Annotated in this window: 22 protein-coding genes; 5 read left to right on the forward strand and 17 right to left on the reverse strand. The window is 36.3% G+C overall.

Features of this window, described 5'->3' with window-relative positions:
* Window positions 1-52: 52 nt before the first annotated feature.
* From desA to AC1FXZ_RS09865, 3 genes are all read right to left on the reverse strand, one after another.
* Complete coding sequence (gene desA / locus AC1FXZ_RS09855) at window positions 53-1,105, reverse strand: Delta(5) desaturase DesA (protein ID WP_480053035.1); 1,053 nt, start codon at window positions 1,103-1,105, stop codon at window positions 53-55.
* Between the two features lie 398 nt (window positions 1,106-1,503).
* Window positions 1,504-2,604, reverse strand: coding sequence for an FAD-dependent monooxygenase (locus AC1FXZ_RS09860; RefSeq protein ID WP_480053037.1), 1,101 nt, complete (start codon window positions 2,602-2,604; stop codon window positions 1,504-1,506).
* Between the two features lie 20 nt (window positions 2,605-2,624).
* A complete protein-coding gene (locus AC1FXZ_RS09865) occupies window positions 2,625-3,368 on the reverse strand; it encodes a GTP cyclohydrolase II (RefSeq protein ID WP_480053039.1) in 744 nt (247 codons plus the stop codon).
* A 167-nt stretch (window positions 3,369-3,535) separates the two neighbouring features.
* On the opposite strand from AC1FXZ_RS09865, the gene AC1FXZ_RS09870 reads away from it, so the two are divergent.
* A complete protein-coding gene (locus tag AC1FXZ_RS09870; RefSeq protein ID WP_480053041.1) occupies window positions 3,536-4,081 on the forward strand; it encodes a helix-turn-helix domain-containing protein in 546 nt (181 codons plus the stop codon).
* A gap of 121 nt (window positions 4,082-4,202) precedes the next feature.
* On the opposite strand, the gene AC1FXZ_RS09875 is transcribed toward AC1FXZ_RS09870, so the two are convergent.
* From AC1FXZ_RS09875 to AC1FXZ_RS09885, 3 genes are all read right to left on the reverse strand, one after another.
* A complete protein-coding gene (locus AC1FXZ_RS09875; RefSeq protein ID WP_480053043.1) occupies window positions 4,203-4,436 on the reverse strand; it encodes a glutaredoxin family protein in 234 nt (77 codons plus the stop codon).
* A complete protein-coding gene (ytxJ, locus tag AC1FXZ_RS09880) occupies window positions 4,429-4,758 on the reverse strand; it encodes a bacillithiol system redox-active protein YtxJ (protein ID WP_480053045.1) in 330 nt (109 codons plus the stop codon). The genes AC1FXZ_RS09875 and ytxJ overlap by 8 nt, the downstream gene beginning before the upstream one ends.
* Before the next feature lie 126 nt (window positions 4,759-4,884).
* On the reverse strand, window positions 4,885-6,264 hold the full coding sequence (locus AC1FXZ_RS09885; protein WP_480053047.1) for a Glu/Leu/Phe/Val family dehydrogenase: 1,380 nt from the start codon (window positions 6,262-6,264) through the stop codon (window positions 4,885-4,887).
* Between the two features lie 226 nt (window positions 6,265-6,490).
* Here AC1FXZ_RS09885 and ybaK point away from each other — a divergent pair, with 226 nt between their 5' ends.
* Both ybaK and AC1FXZ_RS09895 read left to right on the forward strand, forming a co-directional pair.
* A complete protein-coding gene (gene ybaK, locus AC1FXZ_RS09890) occupies window positions 6,491-6,970 on the forward strand; it encodes a Cys-tRNA(Pro) deacylase (RefSeq protein ID WP_480053049.1) in 480 nt (159 codons plus the stop codon).
* A gap of 151 nt (window positions 6,971-7,121) precedes the next feature.
* Entirely contained in the window at window positions 7,122-7,523 is a 402-nt protein-coding gene (locus AC1FXZ_RS09895) for an SET domain-containing protein (protein WP_480053051.1), read from the forward strand.
* A 272-nt stretch (window positions 7,524-7,795) separates the two neighbouring features.
* Here AC1FXZ_RS09895 and AC1FXZ_RS09900 read toward each other — a convergent pair whose 3' ends face one another.
* Window positions 7,796-7,999, reverse strand: coding sequence for a cold-shock protein (locus AC1FXZ_RS09900; protein WP_480053053.1), 204 nt, complete (start codon window positions 7,997-7,999; stop codon window positions 7,796-7,798).
* A gap of 338 nt (window positions 8,000-8,337) precedes the next feature.
* On the opposite strand from AC1FXZ_RS09900, the gene AC1FXZ_RS09905 reads away from it, so the two are divergent.
* A complete protein-coding gene (locus AC1FXZ_RS09905) occupies window positions 8,338-9,261 on the forward strand; it encodes a S66 peptidase family protein (RefSeq protein WP_480053055.1) in 924 nt (307 codons plus the stop codon).
* A 178-nt stretch (window positions 9,262-9,439) separates the two neighbouring features.
* Window positions 9,440-9,706, forward strand: coding sequence for a hypothetical protein (locus tag AC1FXZ_RS09910; RefSeq protein WP_480053057.1), 267 nt, complete (start codon window positions 9,440-9,442; stop codon window positions 9,704-9,706).
* A gap of 272 nt (window positions 9,707-9,978) precedes the next feature.
* Here the strand turns inward: AC1FXZ_RS09910 and AC1FXZ_RS09915 are convergent, their stop codons facing one another.
* From AC1FXZ_RS09915 to AC1FXZ_RS09960, 10 genes are all read right to left on the reverse strand, one after another.
* Window positions 9,979-10,479, reverse strand: a complete 501-nt coding sequence (locus tag AC1FXZ_RS09915; RefSeq protein WP_480053059.1) for a GNAT family N-acetyltransferase — start codon at window positions 10,477-10,479, stop codon at window positions 9,979-9,981.
* A gap of 146 nt (window positions 10,480-10,625) precedes the next feature.
* A complete protein-coding gene (locus tag AC1FXZ_RS09920; protein WP_480053061.1) occupies window positions 10,626-12,368 on the reverse strand; it encodes a glycoside hydrolase family 3 protein in 1,743 nt (580 codons plus the stop codon).
* Window positions 12,369-12,391: 23 nt separating this feature from the next.
* Window positions 12,392-13,231, reverse strand: coding sequence for an HAD family hydrolase (locus AC1FXZ_RS09925; protein ID WP_480053063.1), 840 nt, complete (start codon window positions 13,229-13,231; stop codon window positions 12,392-12,394).
* A gap of 142 nt (window positions 13,232-13,373) precedes the next feature.
* Window positions 13,374-14,228, reverse strand: a complete 855-nt coding sequence (locus AC1FXZ_RS09930; protein ID WP_480053065.1) for an SDR family oxidoreductase — start codon at window positions 14,226-14,228, stop codon at window positions 13,374-13,376.
* A gap of 32 nt (window positions 14,229-14,260) precedes the next feature.
* On the reverse strand, window positions 14,261-15,307 hold the full coding sequence (gene uxuA / locus AC1FXZ_RS09935) for a mannonate dehydratase (protein WP_480053067.1): 1,047 nt from the start codon (window positions 15,305-15,307) through the stop codon (window positions 14,261-14,263).
* Between the two features lie 60 nt (window positions 15,308-15,367).
* The gene (gene uxaC / locus AC1FXZ_RS09940) at window positions 15,368-16,783 is read right to left on the reverse strand and encodes a glucuronate isomerase (RefSeq protein ID WP_480053069.1); all 1,416 of its coding nucleotides are present in this window, start codon (window positions 16,781-16,783) and stop codon (window positions 15,368-15,370) included.
* Window positions 16,784-16,858: 75 nt separating this feature from the next.
* Entirely contained in the window at window positions 16,859-17,878 is a 1,020-nt protein-coding gene (locus AC1FXZ_RS09945; protein ID WP_480053071.1) for a PfkB family carbohydrate kinase, read from the reverse strand.
* 2 nt (window positions 17,879-17,880) lie between these two features.
* Window positions 17,881-18,525, reverse strand: a complete 645-nt coding sequence (locus tag AC1FXZ_RS09950; RefSeq protein ID WP_480053073.1) for a bifunctional 2-keto-4-hydroxyglutarate aldolase/2-keto-3-deoxy-6-phosphogluconate aldolase — start codon at window positions 18,523-18,525, stop codon at window positions 17,881-17,883.
* Window positions 18,526-18,791: 266 nt separating this feature from the next.
* Entirely contained in the window at window positions 18,792-19,508 is a 717-nt protein-coding gene (locus tag AC1FXZ_RS09955; protein WP_480053075.1) for a GntR family transcriptional regulator, read from the reverse strand.
* Window positions 19,509-19,656: 148 nt separating this feature from the next.
* Window positions 19,657-21,042 carry an MFS transporter gene (locus AC1FXZ_RS09960; protein ID WP_480053077.1) on the reverse strand — a complete coding sequence of 462 codons (1,386 nt, stop codon included), beginning with the start codon at window positions 21,040-21,042 and terminating at the stop codon, window positions 19,657-19,659.
* Window positions 21,043-22,069 lie beyond the last annotated feature (1,027 nt).

Here is a 22,069-nt window from a genome sequence, read left to right on the forward strand (position 1 = left end):
AGCGAAAAAACCATTCAATAATAAGTTGAACGGTTTTCTCTTAGTAATTATATTATTTTCCTTCTAGGGTTGGCTGTCTTTTCTTAACTTGTACACCAGTTTCTGATTTAGGAAGTAGATGCTTTACCTGTTTAAAGCTGACAAACGTTTTACTATTCTCATCATACAGACGGAATCGGATCGATTGTAAACTAGATCCAACCGTAATCGTTGTGGCTTTTTGCAATGGAGGCGTCGTTTCATGAACCTTTTCTAAGTTATAATTCGGAACTCGTGGACTTAAATGGTGAACATGATGATAACCAATATTTCCAGTCACCCATTGCAGTACTTTCGGTAACTTATAGTAAGAACTGCCATCAATAGCAGCTTTTACATAATCCCAGTCTTCTTCATCTTCAAAATATGAATCTTCAAATTGATGTTGCACATAAAATAACCAAATACCTAATGCACCAGCTACAAACAAGATTGGAGCTTGAATTAGAAGAAACGCTTGCCAACCAATCAACCAAATCATAAAGGAATAAATCGCGACAACTGACATATTGATCAAGTACATGTTCAATCTTTCATTCTTTCTTGCGTCTTTACGATTGAACCGATTTGTAATAAAGAACAAGTACATTGGACCGAGTCCAAACATAACCAGAGGGTTGCGATAAATACGGTATGCAATTCTTTCTTTAAATGACGCTTTGACATATTCCTCTACTGTCATAATCCATACATCGCCAGTTCCACGTTTATCTAAATTCCCACTTGTTGCATGGTGAATCGAATGCTCCCGCTTCCACTTTGCATACGGAAACATCGTAATGATCCCTGTAATCGTACCAAGTATGTTATTTGCCTTTTTATTACTAAAGAATGATCCGTGACAACAATCATGAAAAATAATAAAAATTCGTACGACAAACCCTGCAGCAATAATGGCAAAAGCGAAGGTTAGCCAAATGGAAATAGACAAACTCTGGTACGCTAAAAACCATAATATAAAAAATGGTGGAATCGTATTCAGTATTTGTTTTACACTTGTTTTCACATCTGAGTTTTCAAATGGTGCGACACTTTTTCTAAGTTGGGCTAGTTTTTGTTTACTCATATTTTCCCCCTTGAAAGAAACTATCTAATCGATTTTTGGAGAACTAATTACTTTATGATAAGGGAAAATGACTCTCTTATGAAGTCATGAACGTCAAGTAAAGTATATGACATTTGTCATACCTGACAACGATGTGTAGCATACCTTAAATTTCAATGACAAGAGGCACTCCCCCTCTTCGTTAGATAAATATGTATATGTATTTACTACCTTTATTAATTTCTGTTTTAGTGAAAGTATATGCATACTAAATGCAAAATTATTTTGAACGGAATTCTGATCCATTGTCGCTCAATTATGCTAGTGCGAGGAGCGCATCAAAAAAGAGAATGCTTTACACAACGCATTCTCTTTCAATCTCTTGTTATTAATTACATCTATTGCTTCTGTATAGGTGGTTATGTAACCACTGGCTCCAAAAAATTTTTCCAAAAAGATCGTTCACTTTCTAGCTGCTTATCTTGTTGTGCTTCAATTTCAACTCTTCTTACTTGCTCATACCTTTTTAATCGCTTAACACTCATATCATTTTCAAAAAGAGCTTCAATTATGAATGGCGCTAAAACATGCGCATCTTTTATTGCACAGTTAACTCCAATCGCTCCGGTTGGTGTCATTGTATGGGCAGCATCACCAATTAAGACTAACCCATTCTTTACCCACGTTTCACAACGCGAACTTTCAACCTTCAAACAAACAAATTTTTTCCAAGATTGCAAATGCTGAGAAGTGATTTCCTTTAATTGAGGAAAGCTTTCAATCAGTGTTTTAAGAAAGGGCTGTAACGGCTGTTTTCTCAGTGAAGGAAATGATCCAGCTTCAATATTCCATCCAATTTGAATGAATCCAGCTGTTTGCGTGAACAATGCAAGCTGATGGTCATCAACAAGCAACATTTTAGTAGTAGGCTCCCAATCTTTAGGAGAAGGAATTTTTGCCCATAATACGTCATACCCGTGTTTATTTTTTACAAATGGAATCTTTGTAGTTTCTCTTACTGTCGAATAACGGCCGTCAGCCCCCACAATGATTGAACTTTTCACAATAAATTCTTCATCGTTCTTTTTCGCTTTAACCCCAGTATAAAACCCATTTTCATCCTGAATTAAATCTAATACGAGCGTGTTTGTTAGCAATCGGAAATTTGAATTAGATGCTGATTGTTCAATGATTGCTCCTAATAAATGAGATTGTGGAACATGAATTCCGACATGATCCTCATTTACTCCAGGAGTGACAACCTTAACAATCTTTTCCCCGGCAAAGTATTCCACCTTATTCATTTTAAGTATTCCAAATTGCTCCATTTTATCAAACAGATTATGTTCTCTTAAGATGGCCTCTGTTTCAGATGTAATATGTTCCCCTCTAAACTCCTTGCTTTTACCGTTAGAACGCTCGATAATAACAGTCGATACACCTTTTTTCGCTAACAAGTGACCAAGCAATATACCTGCTGGACCTCCACCAACAATACAAACATCAGTTTGCAAATTCATTTTCTTCACCCATTCAACGTTTAACTAGAAAGCTCCGTTACCACAGCTTTCATATGGCCTGACTTCTCTATTTTCGTTTGTAAATACTTACTATTAAACTCGGAAGCATCTCCCCATAACGATACATGTCGATCAACTATAATACCAGATTCACGCAGTGACGTTACTTTTTTAGGATTGTTCGTGATTAAACTCACTGGCTTTATTCGAAAAGTCTTGAGTACACGTATCGCTTCGTCATATGAGCGATGATCATCTTGAAAGCCTAATTTTTCATTGGCTTCTACCGTATCATAACCCTCTTCTTGCAATAGGTATGCTAATGATTTCGAAAATAAACCAATGCCTCGTCCTTCATGATCGGCTATATAAAAAAGAGCACCACTCCCGTTTTCAACAATCATATTCATCGATTGCTTAAGTTGAAAACCACAGTCACAGCGTTTACTTCCAAAAATATCACCTGTATGACAAATACTATGAAACCGAATAAAAGCTTGATCAGCACTTGAAAAATCTCCATAAACTAACACCGATGATTGTTGAGAGGTTGCTAGATTTGCAGTTGGTAATGCTTTTAACAACTCCTCCTTAGAAGAAGGTAAATCCTCTAATGTGATCCATGTATACCATTGGAAAGTTCTCTCGTATTCACCAAGCTGTACAGGAAGTTGTATCGGTCCAACAAGTGCAAGATCAGGTTTCCCTTCTTGATGGATTATCTCGATCTTTTGTTCAAGCTTGTTATAAATTTGATCATTCACCTGATTTCTCTCCTTTTCTTGCACAAATTTATATATCTAAAATGCACCTTGATGTTTCTTTATATGAAAAAAAGTTAAATATAGAATAACAAATCATCAATTGAAGGTCAATATTCTTTTTGGTAATATGAATATAAGTTTCATATAAAGAGAACCAGAGGTGGCTCATGGAAATCGGATCAACCATTCGCGCAATTCGAAAACGAAAAAAAATAACCATTGCAGAAATGAGCAATGGGACAGGTCTCTCAAAAGGATTCATTAGCAACATGGAAAATAACAATACATCTCCTTCTATTAACACATTAGAGACAGTTGCGAATTTTCTCAACATTCCCCTTCCATACCTATTACTAAAAAAAGATGATCGAATGCGTGTAGTTAGAAAAGATCAACGAACGTATACAACGTATCAAAACGGATCAATGAAGGTGGAGAACCTTACGTCAAAAGGTGGATTACGCTTAATGAATGTTGAGCTTGCTCCTGGAGCTTCTACAGGAGTCCAACCACATTCACACGAAGGCGAAGAATGCCATGTTGTAGTAAAAGGGAAAATTTTAGCTGAGCAATGTGAAGAATCGATCGTGTTAGAACAAGGCGATTCTTTCAGTTGGAATGCTAGTGTTCCTCATTTCGTAAAAAACATTGGAGATGAATCCGCAATCATATTAATTGCCGTTAATTCAGAAGCCGATATCTTTGGGGGTTAAATTGAAAAGGTGAAATGCATTTGTAACACCAGTGGTCAATCACTACGAATTGGGCGAATTAACAAAAAAAGATGACTCTTTGGCCATTGAAGGCCTTCGGAGTACATCTTTTTTTACCTCTTTATCGTTTTTCGATAAGCTCTTTTAATTCAGGAGTAAATCCTTTGACCGCTTTATCTCCTACTACCGTAACAGGCACACCCATAAAACCAAACTTTTCAACCTCTTTTTGGTGTTCTTCACTGGCCATAACATCTCTCACTTCAAAAGGGACGCCTTCTTCTTTAAGCATTTGTTTCACATAATTGCACTCTACACAACCGTCTGTAGAGTACACGATCACTTGTTTATTCATTTTCCATAGCCTCCTTGATTGATTGTTGAGTAATCTTCCAATGAGATGTATTCCAACGAACCTTCCCATCTTCAAATAGGAGAATTTGTGGAGATTCATGCTTAATCCCTGTATCTTCAGCAATTTGAAGAGAAACCGGACGATCTTCAATTACTAATACAATTGCTGCTGAAGCATCAGTTTCGTTGATAAATGTTTGGAATTCTTCATGCGCTTTCGCACTGATCGGACACGTTGTACTGTGTTTTAAAAGTAAGTTTTTTCCTGGTTGTTGTGCAAATTGATTTACTTCTTCAGTACTTTTAAGTTGTTTAATTGACATACTGATATCATCCTCTTCTACTTAATTTATTTTGCAGGTTAAGAAAGCGTTCTTAAAAAGTACTTTACCATACAAAGGGAGTAAAGTACTTATAAATTGCTCACTGTTCCGTAACCCTAATTTCTCTTAATACAATTTCCCTTGACGATAAAGCACCGTGCTCAATTTCATCACCGAATGAATGTAGCAGTTTTGCCTTAACGGTAGTGGATCGGCAAAATATTTCGGTAGGAGCGTATCCATTGTTGCTTTCATCTTTTCAACCAACAATTTAAACACTTCTTGTTCCGTATAAAATTGTGTTTCACGCCCTTGCAACCATTCGAAATAGGATACAATTACCCCACCAGCATTAGCAAGGATATCAGGGATAATAATTACTCCCTTTTCACTTAAATAACGATCAGCTTCCCCTGTTACTGGTGCATTTGCACCTTCTACGATAATCTTTGCTTTAACTTGCTCCATGTTGCCCTTATGGACTTGGTCTTGTAACGCAGCAAAAATCATGACGTCTACATCAAGTGTAATCAATTTATCTCGATCATCGATAACTGCTTTAATTCCAGATTCCTCAAGTTGCTCCTCCGTTGTTGGGAGATCTCCTTGGTTTTTTGAAGTGTAATCAATTAGCGCAGGAATATCTAAACCATCTGAATTATATAGCATAACATTACGATCACTCACTGAAACAACTTTATTTTGTAAAAGCGAGCAATGATATGCTTCAAGCGCTGCAACCGAACCAACATTTCCGAAACCTTGAACCGCTATAGTTAGTGGCTTTTTCGTATAGCTTAACAAAGTCTTAGCAAACTTGTTTCCAGTATTCGATAAAAAGGTTTGTTGTTCCTTTAAAAAATCATGGAGCATGTAACGAAATGTAAAGTATACTCCCTTCCCTGTCGCTTCTCTTCTTCCTAAGGAACCACCGTTAATAATACTTTTCCCTGTAAAACTCCCTCTGTATGGTTCGCCTGGTCGAATGCTTTTATATTCCGCCATCATCCAATCCATTTCACGGTCACCTGACCCCATATCAGGTGCTGGAATATCTTTATCTGGTCCTATTACATCACTAAAATAATGAACATATTTTTGACAGATTAAATTCATTTCTTTTGCTGAATGATCTCGTGGACTTAAAACAACGCCACCTTTTCCACCACCGAAAGGAACGTCATGAAGTGCATTTTTTAGTGTCATTAATGCTGCAAGATTAATAACTTCTTCCTCATTAACGGTTTCATGAAAACGAATTCCCCCTTTATACGGTCCAAGTGTGTTGTTATGTTGAACACGAAAAGCAGGGATCCGAACAATCTTGCCATTATCTAAAGCAACTCGCAGAAATGCTTTATGTATTTTGTTAGGTGTTGAAAGGATTGAAGCTAAAGAAACAAATGCTTGCTTTCTATCTTGACCTCTTAATTCCGGCAAAAATGATTTGTCCTCCAACAAAGCTTCCAATGATCCTTGAACAATCGATCCAGTCTGACTAGCCATAAAATGAAGACCTCCCATAAATGAACTCATTAGAAAATTACCAAATACATACCTCTTTAAATTTGCATGTTTAAATTACTGGGGATTATTACCTTCCCACCATTTTGTATTTAGTTGATCTATATGTCAATTTTCTCTTATTCTTACAAGATGATACCCTTTCTCCAGACTTTTAAACAAAACATCCCTATACTACACTTAATGGAACGGACAAGGAGCTGATTATATGAAGAAGAAAACGAACGCAATGCGTATTTTAGAAAAAGAGAACATCGACTACAAAGTGTTGTTCTACAAAGCAGATGATGGAAAAATTGACGGTATGTCTGTTGCTAGAAAAATCGATAAAGATCTAAACTTGGTCTATAAAACATTAATAGCATATGGAGCAAGCAAAACCTACTATGTTTTTGTTATCCCAGTTGAAGCTGAACTCGATTTAAAGAAAGCTGCTAAAGTGGTCGTTGAAAAGAAAATAGAAATGATTCCAGTAAAAGACATAACAAAAATTACGGGTTATGTACGTGGTGGCTGTTCTCCAATTGGAATGAAAAAATCATTTGTAACATTTATTGACCAAAGTGCTGGAAATCTTGAAAGAATTATTGTTAGTGGTGGAATAATTGGTATTCAAATTGAATTAAAAACAGGTGATTTAGCTTCTGTAACAAATGCAGGGTTTGCTGACTTATTAAAGTCTTCTTAAGTAAGGTGAAGTATTTATTTGAAGATATTGTAATCATAACGTATAATTAAAAATTACATTTGTTTATTGTTGTATTGTGTTTAGAACATCAATATAGTCAATTGGACATCTGTAAATAATAGTCCAATCTAAGAACAGTAGGTGAGACAACATGATTGAAATAAAAACATCAAAGCTAAGTGATGGAGAGTTTAATCGGGGAGTGTTTGCAACATGCGATATAGCTAAAGGCCAGTTGATACATGAAGCACCTGTCATTCCTTATCCAAATGAACAGCATGAACACATCGAGAAAACCCTCCTCGGTGATTACGCTTTCGAGTACGGAATAAACCATACCGCACTTCTTTTAGGGTATGGAATGCTATTTAATCATTCTTATACTCCAAATGCCCATTATGATATTAATTTTGATAACCACACGTTTGAATTCTATGCTTATACAGATATAAGAGCAGGAGACGAAATCCTTATTAATTATAATGGCGATGTAGATGACAATGAACCTCTTTGGTTTAATAAAGATAAATCAGAGGACGAAACAAAAGCATAAGGATAATGTCTGCTAACTCGATATATCTTTTTTCAAGGCTGACTCGCATACTTTGTTGTTTTTGGGCTTGCTTGTATTCACATGTTCGTTCCATTTCGCTCCAGTCACTCGCTTTCCGTGGGGAGGTGCCGAGCCTCTAAATCCCACAGGAGTCGAGTGACTTCCACTTCATTTCACTACGAGTAAAAACTTTCTAATAGCAACCATCTTTACGAAAACAGCCTTTTTTCAAAGACAAAAAAGGACTCTACTTAAAGAGTCCTTTTTAAATATTAATATGCTTTTTTAACGTTAACAGCTTGAAGTCCACGCTGTCCTTGTTCCGTTTCAAATGTAACAGATTGACCTTCATCTAAAGATTTAAATCCTTCGCCTTGGATAGCTGAGAAATGTACGAATACATCGTCTCCACCCTCAATTTCGATGAAACCGAATCCTTTTTCTGCGTTAAACCATTTTACTGTACCTTGTTGCATGTTTGTTTCCTCCTGTGTGGAACAATCCACAATTTAATACTATTGTTGCTCAAATTAGTTATCAAAGGCGAAAAGTTTAAATACTTACTCTTACCTAACAGACTGAACAATAATAATTCTGCTTAAGCTTAACAGATCGCAATCTATAAAGCAAATATATTTTATGAATAACTCATTAAATCTAATCAGTTAATAATGTTCTACTGATTCCCGACCTCTTCTCCCTAATCCAAACAATCCATTGAATATTACATAAATCACATCATAAATATCAAATATGCATTTTTTCACAAAATGCAACATCATTAAATTTATTATTAAAGCAGGGAGAGAAGTTTATGTCCATCCAACCACCATTATTGCAAACTGGAGATACGATCGGATTGGTTACTCCAGGCAGCCCCCTTGATGCAAATATTATAAATGCAAGAATACAAACAATAGAAAATATGGGATTTAACATTGCATATGGCCGTTACGTTTATTCGTTTGAGGGGATTACCGCTGCTCCTGCAGAACAAAGGGCTGAAGACATTATGAACATGTTTATAAATCCTGCAGTGAAAATGATTCTCGCAACTCGAGGGGGATCAGGAGTTCAAACGCTCCTTCCTTTTTTAAATTATGAAATAATTAGACAGAATCCTAAACTCGTATCTGGATACAGTGATATAACGATTCTTCTCAACAGTTTGTATCAATTCAGTGATCTAGTTACGTTTCACAGCCTAATGCTAGCTGATTTTCAGTTAGTTACACCAGCCTATAACTTTAATCACTTTTTTGCTGCGACTTCTACTATCGTTTCTCCAAGGCTTATTCAGAACCCAATTAATATGCCTCAAATCAGCTTAGTTCCAGGAAATGTCACAGGACCGATTGTCGGTGGAAATATGACTTCTTTAGTCAATGCTCTTGGGACCCCTTTTGAAATCGATACAAGAGGAAAAATCTTATTTTTAGAAGAAATTAATGCGCCGACCAATATGATCTACCGATACTTAGCCCAATTAGAGATGGCAGGTAAATTTAAAGACTGTATAGGAATTGTAATGGGTGAATGTACAAATTGCCTTGTATCTTGGGGTACAACCTATCAAGATTTGATCAATAGTTTCTTAGTCCCTTTAGGAAAGCCTTTAATGGTCAACCTTGCTACTGGCCACGGTAGATTTAAAGCAGCAATTCCAATTGGGACTACTGTTACTCTCAACACAATTGAAAATACATTGACCACTGTTGAACCTAGTGTTTCTATTTAATTTAGTAGTTTTTTGTTAAAACTTAAGCCCACGAAATAACAACAACCTACCTTATCATTGGTCATTTACTAATTGAAGACATTTACTCCTTATGCCATTATAATAGAAATTAACTCTACATCCCTAGCAAAATGTACTTATTGTCTTAACTGTCAAAGTTTATCATAGGAGTGAGTAAATGCTAGAATATATAAGTCTAATTATGGTCATTGCATTTATATTGTTACTATACAAATTGAAAGTGTTGAGATTTAGTACGAAAGTTGGTTATGTTTATAAGAAGTGGGGAAACGTTGTTAATCTTTCATACCGTAAATTTAATGGGATTGATTATCATAATTTTCTGTTAGCAAAAAACAAAAAAACAATAATGAAATATTCGATAAAAGTTGATCAGGGAGCAGTAAGTATTGAACTACGGAACAAAAAAAAAGGTAATATTTAAGAAAACATTTACTGAAGATACAGAAGGTGATTTCAAGTTCATTCCCCAAAACCGTAGACATGTTATTCGAATTTATGGGAAACAAACTAAAGGAGGATGTAACATTGAAATGGTTGGGTAGGCCCCAGGAGATCCTTTTTAATAAGAACTCAAGGGACTGTCTCACAAGGGCGTGACCCTGTAATTAGATAAAGTCGCATATGATAATATGTGTCTAACTATCATTTAATCTATGCTTTTTAAGACAGTCCCTATGTATCTATCATTAATTATTAAATAGCAAGTCGAAAGGCTTTGACAATTACTCCATCATTCCCAGGTTCAAAATCATATTGAGGCAATCTTTCAAAACCGATTCGACTATAAAGTTCAATCGCACTTTTCATAAAATCTGCAGTATGTAAACCAATTGCGTCATATCCTTTTGCTTTAGTCCGTTCGATGCATTCTTTTACAAGTGCCTTTGCAACTCCTATTCCACGAGCTTCATGATTTACCGCTAGTAAGCGAATCTCAGAATGCTCCAACTCATCAAGCTTCCCCTCGTAAGCATCAACATCCGGTGGAAATAAGGCAACACTGCCTACTATTTCTCCATCTATTTCAGCAACTATTAGCTCAACACCTTCTTGTCTATCCGCTTCGGAAATAACGGCATTTTTAAGAACTTGCCAATGTTGATCTGATATCGCTTTTGCATGTTCGCTATAGGCTTCTAGTCTTTTCTTTCGAATCGTCTCTATCTCATTTTCTTTAGCATCGCGAATATTCATTCATTTAAGCCCCTCTCTATTTGTTTCATAATATGTCTCTTTCATCATAACATCAAAACACGTTTCCACCATGAAAAAACCACGATCTAGTTAGATTCAACTTGACCGTGGCTTTAGTCTATTTCTCTTTTTTCCCTAATTCATTGTTATAATCTAGTATCCCATTTGTTACACCAAACATTTTCATTGGGAGTTCCTTTGAATTCTGATTCACCCATAATTTTATCAATTACTGATTTAATTGTGATTTCAGAATCCTTGTATGCGTTGATATAGCATTTCACCATTGGGACATCGGTCAAATGAGTCGTGAAATTTAGTGAGACAAACACAGTTGGTACTTCATGTACGTACCATGGTACTTCATTAGACATTGCTGTTTTCCATCTAATACGATAATTATTTTCTGCACCATAGCCAACAACATCAGCAAAAATCAAAGCTGCGTCTACTTCATCACGATATTTTAACGTAGACCCTTTCACTCGAGAACTACCATCATTTAGCGTTACCTCGAAACCTCGTCGTTCTAATTCTTCAATAATGAAATTTAACGTTTTTTCGTTCGGCTCATAAATACCACCAACTTCGCCCTCTAGGAAATAAAGACGGATACGCTTGTGTGTTTCAGGACGAATTGGAAGTTGATCTAACGTGTTTTTAACTAGCGTAATTCCTTTATCGACAGCTTGTTTCGCACGTTCAATGTGATCCTCACACCCGACTACTTCTAAGTCTTCTTTCGTACGAGTTAATGTTCCATTTTCTTTTGCTTTGTGCAAACCATATTTTGCTTTTAATCCAAGGATTCTTTCTAATGCATCTTGAAGACGCTCTTCCGTAATAACACCTTTTTTATATCCTTTCAACATAAAGCCGAAATCCTCTTCAATGTTGTTAAAGAATAAGAACATGTCACAACCTGCTGCAATCGACTGTGGTACATAATCTTCTCGTCTCATGGCAGCCGTCATACCAAGCATGTGAGTAGCGTCTGTTAAAACTAAGCCATTAAAACCAAGTTTATCTTTTAGTAAGCCATTGATTAATTCAGGTGCTAAGGTTGCAGGAAGAACATCTTTATCTTCCAGTCCAGGAACTAACGCTTTTTGGTATTCTGGTAAAGCAATATGACCAGACATGATTGAATCTACACCGTTTTCAATATGATTACGGTACACTTTTCCAAAAGACTCTTCCCATTCTTCAACACTTAATTCATTTACACCCAAAACTAAGTGTTGATCGCGCTCTTCTGTACCATCTCCAGGCCAATGTTTAATACAAGAAGCAATATTGCTTTCCTCAAGACCCTTTAAATATGCATTGGTATGTGTAATAACAGTTTCTGCATTTGTACCGTAAGCACGAGTGTTAACGATCGTATTTCTCCAGTTTTTTAGAATATCAACACAAGGGTCAAAATTCCAGTTTACCCCAATTGCACGTTCTTCACGCCCACTAACATAACCTGCATCGTAAGACACTTGTGTATCTCCTGAAGCTTCGCACATAGCAGCTGAGGCAATGTATGTACCGTCATTACAAGCACCATTACCACCAGCATCACAGTTTGCCGCTACTAATAACGGAACCTTCGAATAGCTTTGTAATTCATTGATTAAGCCTTGAACCTGTTCTGATGTTCCACCCTGGTAGCGCGCACCACCGATGTGGAATTTTTCGAGAAGTTCTTGGTTTGTAAAATCATTTCCACTATACTGGTCTTTACCGAAGAAGAATAAATTAATGAATAACTGACCAATTTTTTCTTCATCCGTCATACCTGAAATCGTATCTCTTACCCATTTAATATCTTCATCAGATAAGTGATAAGGCTTTGCTTTTAAGTCTACTTTAGGCATTTTCACATCAACTTTAGCAGTCATCTAACACATACTCCCTAAAAAATTTATTTTAACACAGAGTGGAATTCATCTATTAACTGTTCTTGATATTCCCCTTTAAACGTACCATCCATGAAACGTTCTAATGCTTCAGTTGCTAGTCGTTCCCATGAGAAACCTTCTTTTCCTACAAGGATCGGGTAATAAAGGACACCATTTACTTTTGCTGCATCCAAGTCTCCTGGAGCGTCTCCAACCATTAAAATATTTTCACTTTCATATCCAAACTTTTTAAGCTCACCAATACAATATGCCTTCGTTCCTGCTTCCTGACCAAGCATTACTTGCACATGTGGAGTGAGATCATGTCTAGTCCATTCATCACGGACAGCTCCACCATTCGCTGATGAAACAATCGCAACATCAGCAACGTTTTCAATCGTCGCTAAGCCTGTTTTCACACCTGGAAAAGGCTCGTCATCATCAGAAAGTTCCGTGATCGCTTTATTTACTTCATTGCTCCACTTTAATGTATTAATTAATTCAGGATCGTTTGTTTTTTCAATTTCTCTTTCTAAAGATGGGTTTGATAATTCGTTTGTCGTTTCAGTCCACTCTTTAACAGTGGCCAAACTAGGAATGTCATACCCTTCTTCAGCTACTAGTTCAAATGTACGAACTAGTCCTTTAAAACGGTTGATTCCTCGTGTCATCGTATAAAGATTGACATCGTTCCAAACTTCCATAAAGCGTTTTTCAATACTTTCTAAACCCCAAACTTCAATTGCTTTTGGACCAAAGCATTTAATATGCTTTACATCCATCGTGTCCATCGCACAACCATCTGAATCGACACAAACAAGAAACTTCTTTGTTTTATTAAATTCTGTAATACTATCCTTCATGGTATATCCTCCACAGATTGAAATTACGAAGCTGATCTCAAATAGGATCTCTATCTTCTATATGAGAACGGTTATCAAGTTAATTTATTAAAAGGTTGCTCGGTCTAGAAAATAGACCGGCAACCAATTAAGAAGTTAATGCTTAAACGCCAGAGTATGCTGCAAATCCACCATCAATCGGCAGTACAACCCCTGTAACAAAGCTTGCTGCACGCTCGTCCACTAAGTAAAGTAAGGCACCAATTAATTCTTCTGGTTTACCAAATCTTTCCATAGGTGTATTTGTTAAGATCTTTTGAGCACGAGCAGTGTAAGTACCGTCTTCGTTAAGTAGTAACTGCTCGTTTTGTTTTGTTACTAAGAATCCAGGAGCAATCGCATTTACACGGATTCCTGTTTTTGACATGTAAACAGCTAGCCACTGAGTAAAGTTGCTGATTGCCGCTTTCGCACCACTGTATGCAGGAATCTTTGTTAATGGTGTAAATGCATTCATGGAAGAAACGTTAATGATAACAGCATCATTTTTCTCTACCATTGCTTCACCAAATACTTGAGATGGAAGAAGTGAACCAAGGAAGTTAAGGTCAAATACGAAACCAACACTTTTTGGATCAAGATCGAAGAATGTCTTCAAATCTGGGTTTTGTTTCACTGCTTCTGCATCGTAGAATTCATCATCAGTTGTACCACGAGGGTTATTTCCTCCAGCACCGTTGATAAGAATATCGCATGTACCAAGCTCTTTTTCGATAATCTCTCTCGCTTTTTCTAAGCTTTCTCTCTCAAGAACATTCGCAGCAACACCCACTGCTTTCCCACCGGACTCATTGATTTGAGCAGCGACTTTATCTGCAGGTTCTTGGTTAAGGTCCATTACAGCAACTTTAGCACCACATTCTGCTAGAGCGGTACATAAATACGAACCTAAAACACCGCCTCCACCAGTGACAACTGCTACTTTTCCGTCTAAATCAACTTTAAATGGTACTGTCATTATTTTTCCTCCTATAATCGATTATCGATTTATTATTTTCTGTTTTTTTCTTCTGCTTCCCATAATCCGTAAAGATAAGTTGCCCCTAATGCACGGTCGTAAAGGCCATAACCTGGTTTACCAGTTTCTCCCCAAATCATTCTTCCATGGTCAGGACGAATTGGACCAGTATAATCAAAATCTTTCATTGCACGGATTACTTCGTACATATCAACAGATCCGTATTTTGAAGGGTGAGCAGACTCTTCAAATGATCTTGGTCCTGTAAGTTTGATATTACGAGCATGTACAAAGTTAACACGATCTTTTTTCCCAAAGTAGCGAAGCATTTCAGGGAAGTCATTATCAGGGTGTGCACCAAGTGACCCACTACACATAGTTAAGCCGTTGTACGGGCTGTCATATAGCGAGATAAAACGGTCAAGGTTTTCTTTATTTGTAATAACACGTGGTAAACCAAAGATCGCCCATGGTGGATCATCCGGGTGGATAGCCATTCTAACATCTGACTCTTCAGCAACAGGAATAATTTCTTTAATGAAATATTCTAGGTTTTCCCAAAGTTTCTCTTCATCTACTTTTTTGTAGTGCTCGAATAGTTGGTGAAGCTCTTCTTTTTCATAACTGCTATCCCAACCTGGTAGTGAAAGTTCACCTGTTAAAGGATCCATTTTTGCCACAACATCTTCTTCAAAAATCAATGCCTTTGAACCATCTTCTAGCTCGTGATCTAATGACGAACGAGTCCAGTCAAAAACTGGCATAAAGTTATAACATACAACTGGAATACCCGCTTTACCTAAGTTACGAAGCGTTTCCTTATAATTTTCAATATATTTATCACGAGTTGGAAGTCCAATTTTAATATCCTCATGAACAGGTACACTCTCAATCACAGAGATACGTAACCCTTTTTCTTCAACTGTGTTTTTCAATTCCATAATTTTGTCTAAAGGCCATACCTCACCAACAGGGATATCATAAATAGCCGTAACAATTCCTTCCATCCCTGGAATTTGACGAATATAATCTAGTGAGATAGAATCAGTTTTTCCGTACCAACGAAAACTCATTTCCATTTTATTTTTCCTCCTTTTATTAAACAGCTTGAAACTGATTAATAAATTGTTATGTTTATGTTAATTTACATCGATCATAAAATAATTTCTCGCATTGTTATAACAAATATTCTCGACAAGTTCTTGTAACAAAGCCTCGTCGTTTGGAACCTCGCCATCCTCAACCCAAGTCCCAATTAAGTTACATAAAATGCGACGGAAATACTCATGACGGCTGTAAGAAATAAAACTACGTGAATCTGTTAGCATTCCTACAAAGTGCATTAGAAGCCCTTGATCGGCTAAAGCCGTCATTTGACGTAGCATCCCACGCTTTGTATCATTGAACCACCATCCAGAACCGAATTGAATTTTCCCTTTAATTCCAGGCTCTGTTTGGAAGTTAGCCAATGTACTTCCAACCACGTCATTGTAGTTTGGATTTAGGTTATAAAGAATTGTTCTTGGTAAGTGCCCACGCTCTTCAAAAGCGTTAAGTAATGCATTTAGTGGTGCAGCTACTTCACCTTGATCATTGATCGAATCAAAACCAGCATCTGGACCTAATTGCTCAAACATTTTTTGATTGTTGTTACGAATAGCTCCAAAATGTAATTGCATTGCCCATTCTTTTTCTTTATAACGCTTTGCTAAATAAATTAATACAGCAGTTTTAAACTTCTTCTCTTCGGTGAGTGAAACTTTCTTTGCTTGAAGAGCAGCTTTAAAAATCTGTTCAACTTCACTTTCTTCGTAGGTCGCAAAAGGAATTTCTCCTAAACCATGATCAGAAATTCGACAACCTTTTTCATGGAAGTAATCAACTCTCTCACCAAGGGCAGCTAGATAATCATTGAAGCTTGAAAGTGATCTTCCCACTACTTCTTCTAGCTTTTTCACGAAAGGAACAAATGTACCAAGGTTAATTTCTACTCCTTTATCGGGACGAAACGTTGGCAAAACCTTTACAGAAAAGTCTTCTTGGCTTTCTATAACTTCGTGAAAATGAAGATCGTCTGTTGGATCATCCGTAGTACAGATGACGTTAACGTTCGAGCGCTTAATCAATTGTTGAACACGAAATTCATCTTTTTCTAAAAGTTCATTGCACTGATCCCAAATACGATCTGCACTACTTTCATTTAATAATTCTTCAATACCAAAATAGGTCTTTAATTCAATATGAGTCCAGTGATACAAAGGATTCCCAACTGTATATGGAACAGTCTTTGCCCATGCATCAAACTTTTCTTTAGGACTTGCATCACCTGTAATAAAACGCTCTTCTATACCATTTGCTCTCATTGCTCTCCATTTATAATGATCACCTTCTAACCAAAGTTCAGTAATGTTGTTGAACTTTCTATTTTCGGCGATATCTTTAGGTGACAAATGGCAATGGTAATCATAAATTGGCATTTGCTTTGCAAAATTATGATACAAGTCAATAGCAGTTTGATTTTTCAAGATGAAATTTTCATGGATAAATGTTTCCATAAAAAACATTCCTCCCACATAAGTAGTATTACTCATTGGAGCTAATTCGATCATTTTAAAAAAAGTTAGTCTGATTTACCTCTTTATAGAATGATACGAATCCTGTCCAAGGAATTGTTCGATATCAGAAAGTTGGAGGATATTCGCATCCCCTTCAATCGTATGCTTTAATGAAAAACAAGCAGATGCAAAATCAACCGCATCTTGAGTTTGATACTTTTGAATCAATGAGTAAATAACACCTGCAGAAAAAGAATCTCCTGCTCCAACTCGGTCAACAATATCTAATTCAACCTCTTTCGAACGATGAATTTTTTCACCATCAGAAATCAAAGCATGTAAACGATTTTTAGTGACACTAATGCTTTCTCTAAAAGTCATTGCGATATGCGAAAAGCCGAACTGTTTGTGCATTCTCTTCAAAATAGTGTTTAGATCATCTTCGCCAAAAGGTTTAGGTATTGCATCTTTTATGTCATTCCCTTGTTCATCAAGCAATTGCAAAGGTTCAATACCAATACATACATCTACATCGTTCATTAATTCCGTCATTTTTTCTCGTGCACGTTCAAAAGACCATAATGAACTTCTGAAGTTCAAATCACAACTAGTCGTTAGCCCTTTTTGTTTAGCAACAGCTAACGCTTCCTTGGTTATATTGAACAATTCTTGATTTAATGCTGGAGTAATTCCACTAATGTGAAACCAATCAGCACCTTCAAAAATTGAATCAAAGTCATATTCGTCAATGGCAGAGTGCGCAAATGCAGAGTGTTGACGGTCATAGATCACTTTAGAAGAGCGTATTGAATAGCCTTTTTCTAAAAAGTAAATCCCGATCCTGTCACCACCGTAAAGGAGGTGATCCGTCATGACACCATAGCTATTTAACTGTTGCTTTGCACTAATGCCCAATGAATTGGTAGGTAATTTACTTACAAACAAGCTTTTCAAGCCTAATTGAGCAAGTGAAATCGCTACGTTTGCTTCTCCACCACCAAAGGTTTTTGAAAAAGAGGTAGATTGTTCAATTTTAGAATAACTAGGTGTTGATAACCGTAGTAATAATTCGCCAAGTGTAACTACCTTTTTCATAGTTATACTCCTCTGATTGATTCAATCTTTTGAATAAACTCTCTAGCGACATCTTCTACTGATTGATAGTTATCTCCAGTCACGCCTTTTGTTAATGCGCTTCCAATCCCTACAGCAAACGCTCCATTTTTAATCCATTCTGAAACATTGTCCAAACTTACGCCCCCAGATGGCATTAGTTGTGCATGAGGAACTGGCCCCTTAACATCTTTAATGAACGATGGTCCAAATAAACTTCCGGGGAACAATTTCACAACGTCTACACCATATGTAAGAGCACTCATAATCTCAGTGACTGATCCACAACCTGGTAAGTAAGGGATTGCATAACGATTACACATAAGAGCAATATCCTTATCAAAATGAGGACTTACAATATAACGCGCACCTTTCATGATCGCAATTCTTGCAGTATCTGCATCTAAAACTGTACCAGCTCCCACAATCATCTCATCATTTCCTAAGCGTGATAATTCAGCAATTGCATCTTCTGCACCAGGTGTTGAAAACGTAACTTCTAAAGAACGAATGCCACCTTTAAATGCGTGTTTAGAGATCTCTACTGCATCCTCTTTATTTTGTCCACGAATAACAGCAACTAAGTAACCTTTATTCATCTCTTTTAGTACATCAAATTTTTGTAACACAGGAATCACCTCCAAAAAAATTTACTCCCACTTAAGAAAAGAATTCTTAAATTAAAGAATGATTTCTTACTATTTATAGTTCTTAAATAAACAAAAACTATACAACAGGAGATCAACTTAAATTCTCTTTCATGTTGTATACTTGTATACTAGCATACACACAAGAAGTGTTCAATAGATTTATAAGTACTTTTTTAATTGTTAACAAATTCTTCATAGAGTTGGCACATACTTATTTTAGGGAAAAGAAAGGCCATTACCCTTCATTAATGGATACTGGCTTTAAGCGTTGGTGAATCAAAATATTCCTCATAAACTGAACCTGGTTGATATAACCGCTCCCACCCCTTCATTGGGTCAATAATATGTTCTTGAACAATATTATTTACTTTATTTACATCTTTGCTTTCTATCATTTCGATAAGTTCTTGGTGCTGAATAATTGCAGCTTCAAAATTATTTTCCATTTCAGAAAGAAGTCGAATACGATTATAATGCGTACTCAAACGTGTAATAGCAGACCACACATTTTCTTTTTTGCTTCCAAGAAAGATCAAAAGGTGAAACTCTGTATCTAATGCATGAAATTGACGCTCTGTTCCTCTTTTTTTCAGAAGCTCTTTTTGTAGAGCAAGGTTTCTCTTTAAATCTATTAACTTATCCTCAGGAAACGAAAGACACGCTTGTTTTAAAACCTCTTTTTCAAGAGTTGATCGCATAAAAGCAGCCTCGTCAATTAATTGAAGATTAATTTTTGACACATAGGTACCTACTTGAGGGATCACTTCAATCAAGTGTTCTTCTCTAAGTTTTGTTAACACTTCACGAACAGGCGTCCGAGATATGTTAAGCAATTCTGCTATTTCTATCTCACTAATTGATTGACCCGGCTTCAATTCTAAATACATGATTGCATCCTTAATAACTCGATAGGAGTATTTTTGGTTATTTTCACCCGGTACTCTAGGCGCTATTGTAAGCATTTTCACACTCTCCCAAAAAAAATTATTCATTTAAATAAAAAAATATTATATAAAAATATAATCTCATATTGAATTCTATTCGTAAAGAACAGAATTCAGTATGTTTAAGGAGATAACTGATCGTCAGTTATCCCCTCATTGCCTGTCTTTATTGTTGTTGCTTTCTTCTTTCAGCTAATTCTGTGGCTAAATCAAGAACACGTTGTTTAGAAAGTGGGTAAATAAAGACTAGAATTAAGAAAACCAGACCGAAAATAACTGCTGGAAATAAAGTTGCCAATGAATAAATACCTTGAGCAACCTCCTCAGATTGCGTTGCCCTCGTTGAATCATATCCGACAAACGCGATTGCATAACCTGTAAGACCACCTGCAAAGGCTTGACCAATTTTACGAGCAAATGAATAAACGGAATAAACTGTTGCATCTTCACGCAGACCAGTTTTAAATTCATGATAATCAATCGCATCTGTAACAAACGCCCAAATAACTAAGTTAAATAAGGCAAAACCGATCATACCAACTGCAGTACCGATAAAGAACACTACGAGTGAACTTGTCTGTATAATAAATAAAGTTAAAAAGGATAAACTTGCTATTAACATCCCTGCAGAAGCAACTTCCTTTTTACCAAATCTAGCAACAAGTGATTTAATAAACGGCACCGTAATAAATGCAGCGAAAGCTTGAATTATACCAAAGATCGCTAACGCGCTCGCATTTAAAAAGTAGTCTTTGAACAAATAAACATTAACAGCATTAATTAAAAGTACATTTGTCATAAATAAAAGTGATGCAATTAAGATTGAAATTAACGGCTTATTTGTCGCAAGCCCCTTCAATGTTAGCTTGATATTAACTTTATCATCTTTCTTCTTCTCTGGTAACGTGATCCGTTCAGTTGATAAACTAACACATCCCATAAAGCAAGCTAGAGCTAGAATACTAAAGATTACAGCCATCATAAACATTCTATTAGCATCCAATTGATTATCAACAAATACAACCAATGGACCTAGAACATTAATAACTAAACCAGCAGACATTGCCCCCATCGTTCTCCATGCTGATAAGGCTGTACGGTCAACAGCTTCCCCTGAGATGACAGCTGCCATCGAACCATAAGGAATATTTACAGTTGTATACAATACCCCCCATAAAATATATGTAACATAAGCATAAGCAAGATAAAATCCATCAGACATACCCGGTATTTCCAAGAATAATAACGCACTTACGATAACTAATGGGAAAGACATACGGAAAATCCAAGGTCTAAACTTTCCGAGCTTCCCTCGTTTTCTGCTATCAATAAACCTTCCCCAAATTACATCCGTTATGGCATCCCAAAACCTAGCTACGAAAAAAAGCGTACCTACTTGAGCTGCAGAAATGCCTAGTATATCCGTATAGAAAACCATAAGGAAAGCACTTACAAGTAGGAATGAAAAATCATTACCAAAATCACCTAATAAATAACCAACTTTATCCCTTAATCCAAAAGGACGATGTTTGTTATTGTTGTTGTCTTTCATTGTTGTCACCTCATTAAAAAAATTGTGAATCCTTTCATAACATAAATAGTAGAGATCAGTGCAAAAATTAATTTGAATTCAATTAATAGTAAAACAATTAAGTTTCGATAGTAATCATGATCTATCCCTATAATTTATACTAGTATACTAGCATGCTGATTTTTAGTTTACAACCTTTTTTGAAAGCGATAATAAGTTGTTCATTTTTTTGGTAATATTATCCTTTCTCAAAAAAAGTAAAAAAACTCTTTCTTGTTAAAAAAGCCCTTGTTTCTGAGGGTCTCATTACTTTATGCTAAAAGAATCACCTTATTTCCATATGTAAGTTCAACCTTTGCAGTGAACTTGATCACACTTTTTTAAATGCCCTCCCCTATTCACCCTTCCTAAGTTCAGGATATTTAACACTTTTAATGATAAGCTAACTATGCCATCTATAGTATGTCACTATTTTTTCACAATATGAGCTGATATTTTTTCTATTTGTTATATTTTGTTTTAGCTAAGTTCGGTATTCTAATTTTCTTGGAATCCGTTGGGGGAACCGAAACAGAAAGGTATTTGAGGTTCATATAATAAAACCAAATGAGTTCATTAGGATGCGAGAATAATCATGCCAAATTAAATCAACTTCTGAGTGAACTAAAGGCTATCTCATAATCGAGAATAGCCTCTATTTACTATCAGCTCTATTTAGCTCATCGCTCCGAATTTTTTCAAAACGGTATAGGTCGACCTCTCCCTTACTTGTGTCAACTGTTTGCGATGGCTTCTCTCGCCGTGCGTCTTTTGAGAAGTTCGCTCAAAAGCCTTAAAACATTACGGCGGTTACGCTCATCGCTCCGAATTTTTTCAAAACGGTATAGGTCGACCTCTCCCTTACTTGTGTCAACTGTTTGCGATGGCTCCTCTCGCCGTGCGTCTTTTGAGAAGTTCGCTCAAAAGCCTTAAAACATTACGGCGGTTACGCTCATCGCTCCGAATTTTTTCAAAACGGTATAGGTCGACCTCTCCCTTACTTGTGTCA

The sequence above is a fragment of the Halalkalibacter sp. HAAS-P014 genome (genome assembly GCF_056619965.1).

Bases quoted from the DNA above. Each gene is read 5' to 3' on its own strand.
- desA (WP_480053035.1), bottom strand. From the start codon at position 1,105: ATGAGTAAACAAAAACTAGCCCAACTTAGAAAAAGTGTCGCACCATTT.
- AC1FXZ_RS09860 (WP_480053037.1), bottom strand. From the start codon at position 2,604: ATGAATTTGCAAACTGATGTTTGTATTGTTGGTGGAGGTCCAGCAGGT.
- AC1FXZ_RS09870 (WP_480053041.1), top strand. From the start codon at position 3,536: ATGGAAATCGGATCAACCATTCGCGCAATTCGAAAACGAAAAAAAATA.
- AC1FXZ_RS09875 (WP_480053043.1), bottom strand. From the start codon at position 4,436: ATGAATAAACAAGTGATCGTGTACTCTACAGACGGTTGTGTAGAGTGC.
- ytxJ (WP_480053045.1), bottom strand. From the start codon at position 4,758: ATGTCAATTAAACAACTTAAAAGTACTGAAGAAGTAAATCAATTTGCA.
- AC1FXZ_RS09885 (WP_480053047.1), bottom strand. From the start codon at position 6,264: ATGGCTAGTCAGACTGGATCGATTGTTCAAGGATCATTGGAAGCTTTG.
- ybaK (WP_480053049.1), top strand. From the start codon at position 6,491: ATGAAGAAGAAAACGAACGCAATGCGTATTTTAGAAAAAGAGAACATC.
- AC1FXZ_RS09895 (WP_480053051.1), top strand. From the start codon at position 7,122: ATGATTGAAATAAAAACATCAAAGCTAAGTGATGGAGAGTTTAATCGG.
- AC1FXZ_RS09900 (WP_480053053.1), bottom strand. From the start codon at position 7,999: ATGCAACAAGGTACAGTAAAATGGTTTAACGCAGAAAAAGGATTCGGT.
- AC1FXZ_RS09905 (WP_480053055.1), top strand. From the start codon at position 8,338: ATGTCCATCCAACCACCATTATTGCAAACTGGAGATACGATCGGATTG.
- AC1FXZ_RS09910 (WP_480053057.1), top strand. From the start codon at position 9,440: ATGCTAGAATATATAAGTCTAATTATGGTCATTGCATTTATATTGTTA.
- AC1FXZ_RS09915 (WP_480053059.1), bottom strand. From the start codon at position 10,479: ATGAATATTCGCGATGCTAAAGAAAATGAGATAGAGACGATTCGAAAG.
- AC1FXZ_RS09920 (WP_480053061.1), bottom strand. From the start codon at position 12,368: ATGACTGCTAAAGTTGATGTGAAAATGCCTAAAGTAGACTTAAAAGCA.
- AC1FXZ_RS09925 (WP_480053063.1), bottom strand. From the start codon at position 13,231: ATGAAGGATAGTATTACAGAATTTAATAAAACAAAGAAGTTTCTTGTT.
- AC1FXZ_RS09930 (WP_480053065.1), bottom strand. From the start codon at position 14,228: ATGACAGTACCATTTAAAGTTGATTTAGACGGAAAAGTAGCAGTTGTC.
- uxuA (WP_480053067.1), bottom strand. From the start codon at position 15,307: ATGGAAATGAGTTTTCGTTGGTACGGAAAAACTGATTCTATCTCACTA.
- uxaC (WP_480053069.1), bottom strand. From the start codon at position 16,783: ATGGAAACATTTATCCATGAAAATTTCATCTTGAAAAATCAAACTGCT.
- AC1FXZ_RS09945 (WP_480053071.1), bottom strand. From the start codon at position 17,878: ATGAAAAAGGTAGTTACACTTGGCGAATTATTACTACGGTTATCAACA.
- AC1FXZ_RS09955 (WP_480053075.1), bottom strand. From the start codon at position 19,508: ATGCTTACAATAGCGCCTAGAGTACCGGGTGAAAATAACCAAAAATAC.
- AC1FXZ_RS09960 (WP_480053077.1), bottom strand. From the start codon at position 21,042: ATGAAAGACAACAACAATAACAAACATCGTCCTTTTGGATTAAGGGAT.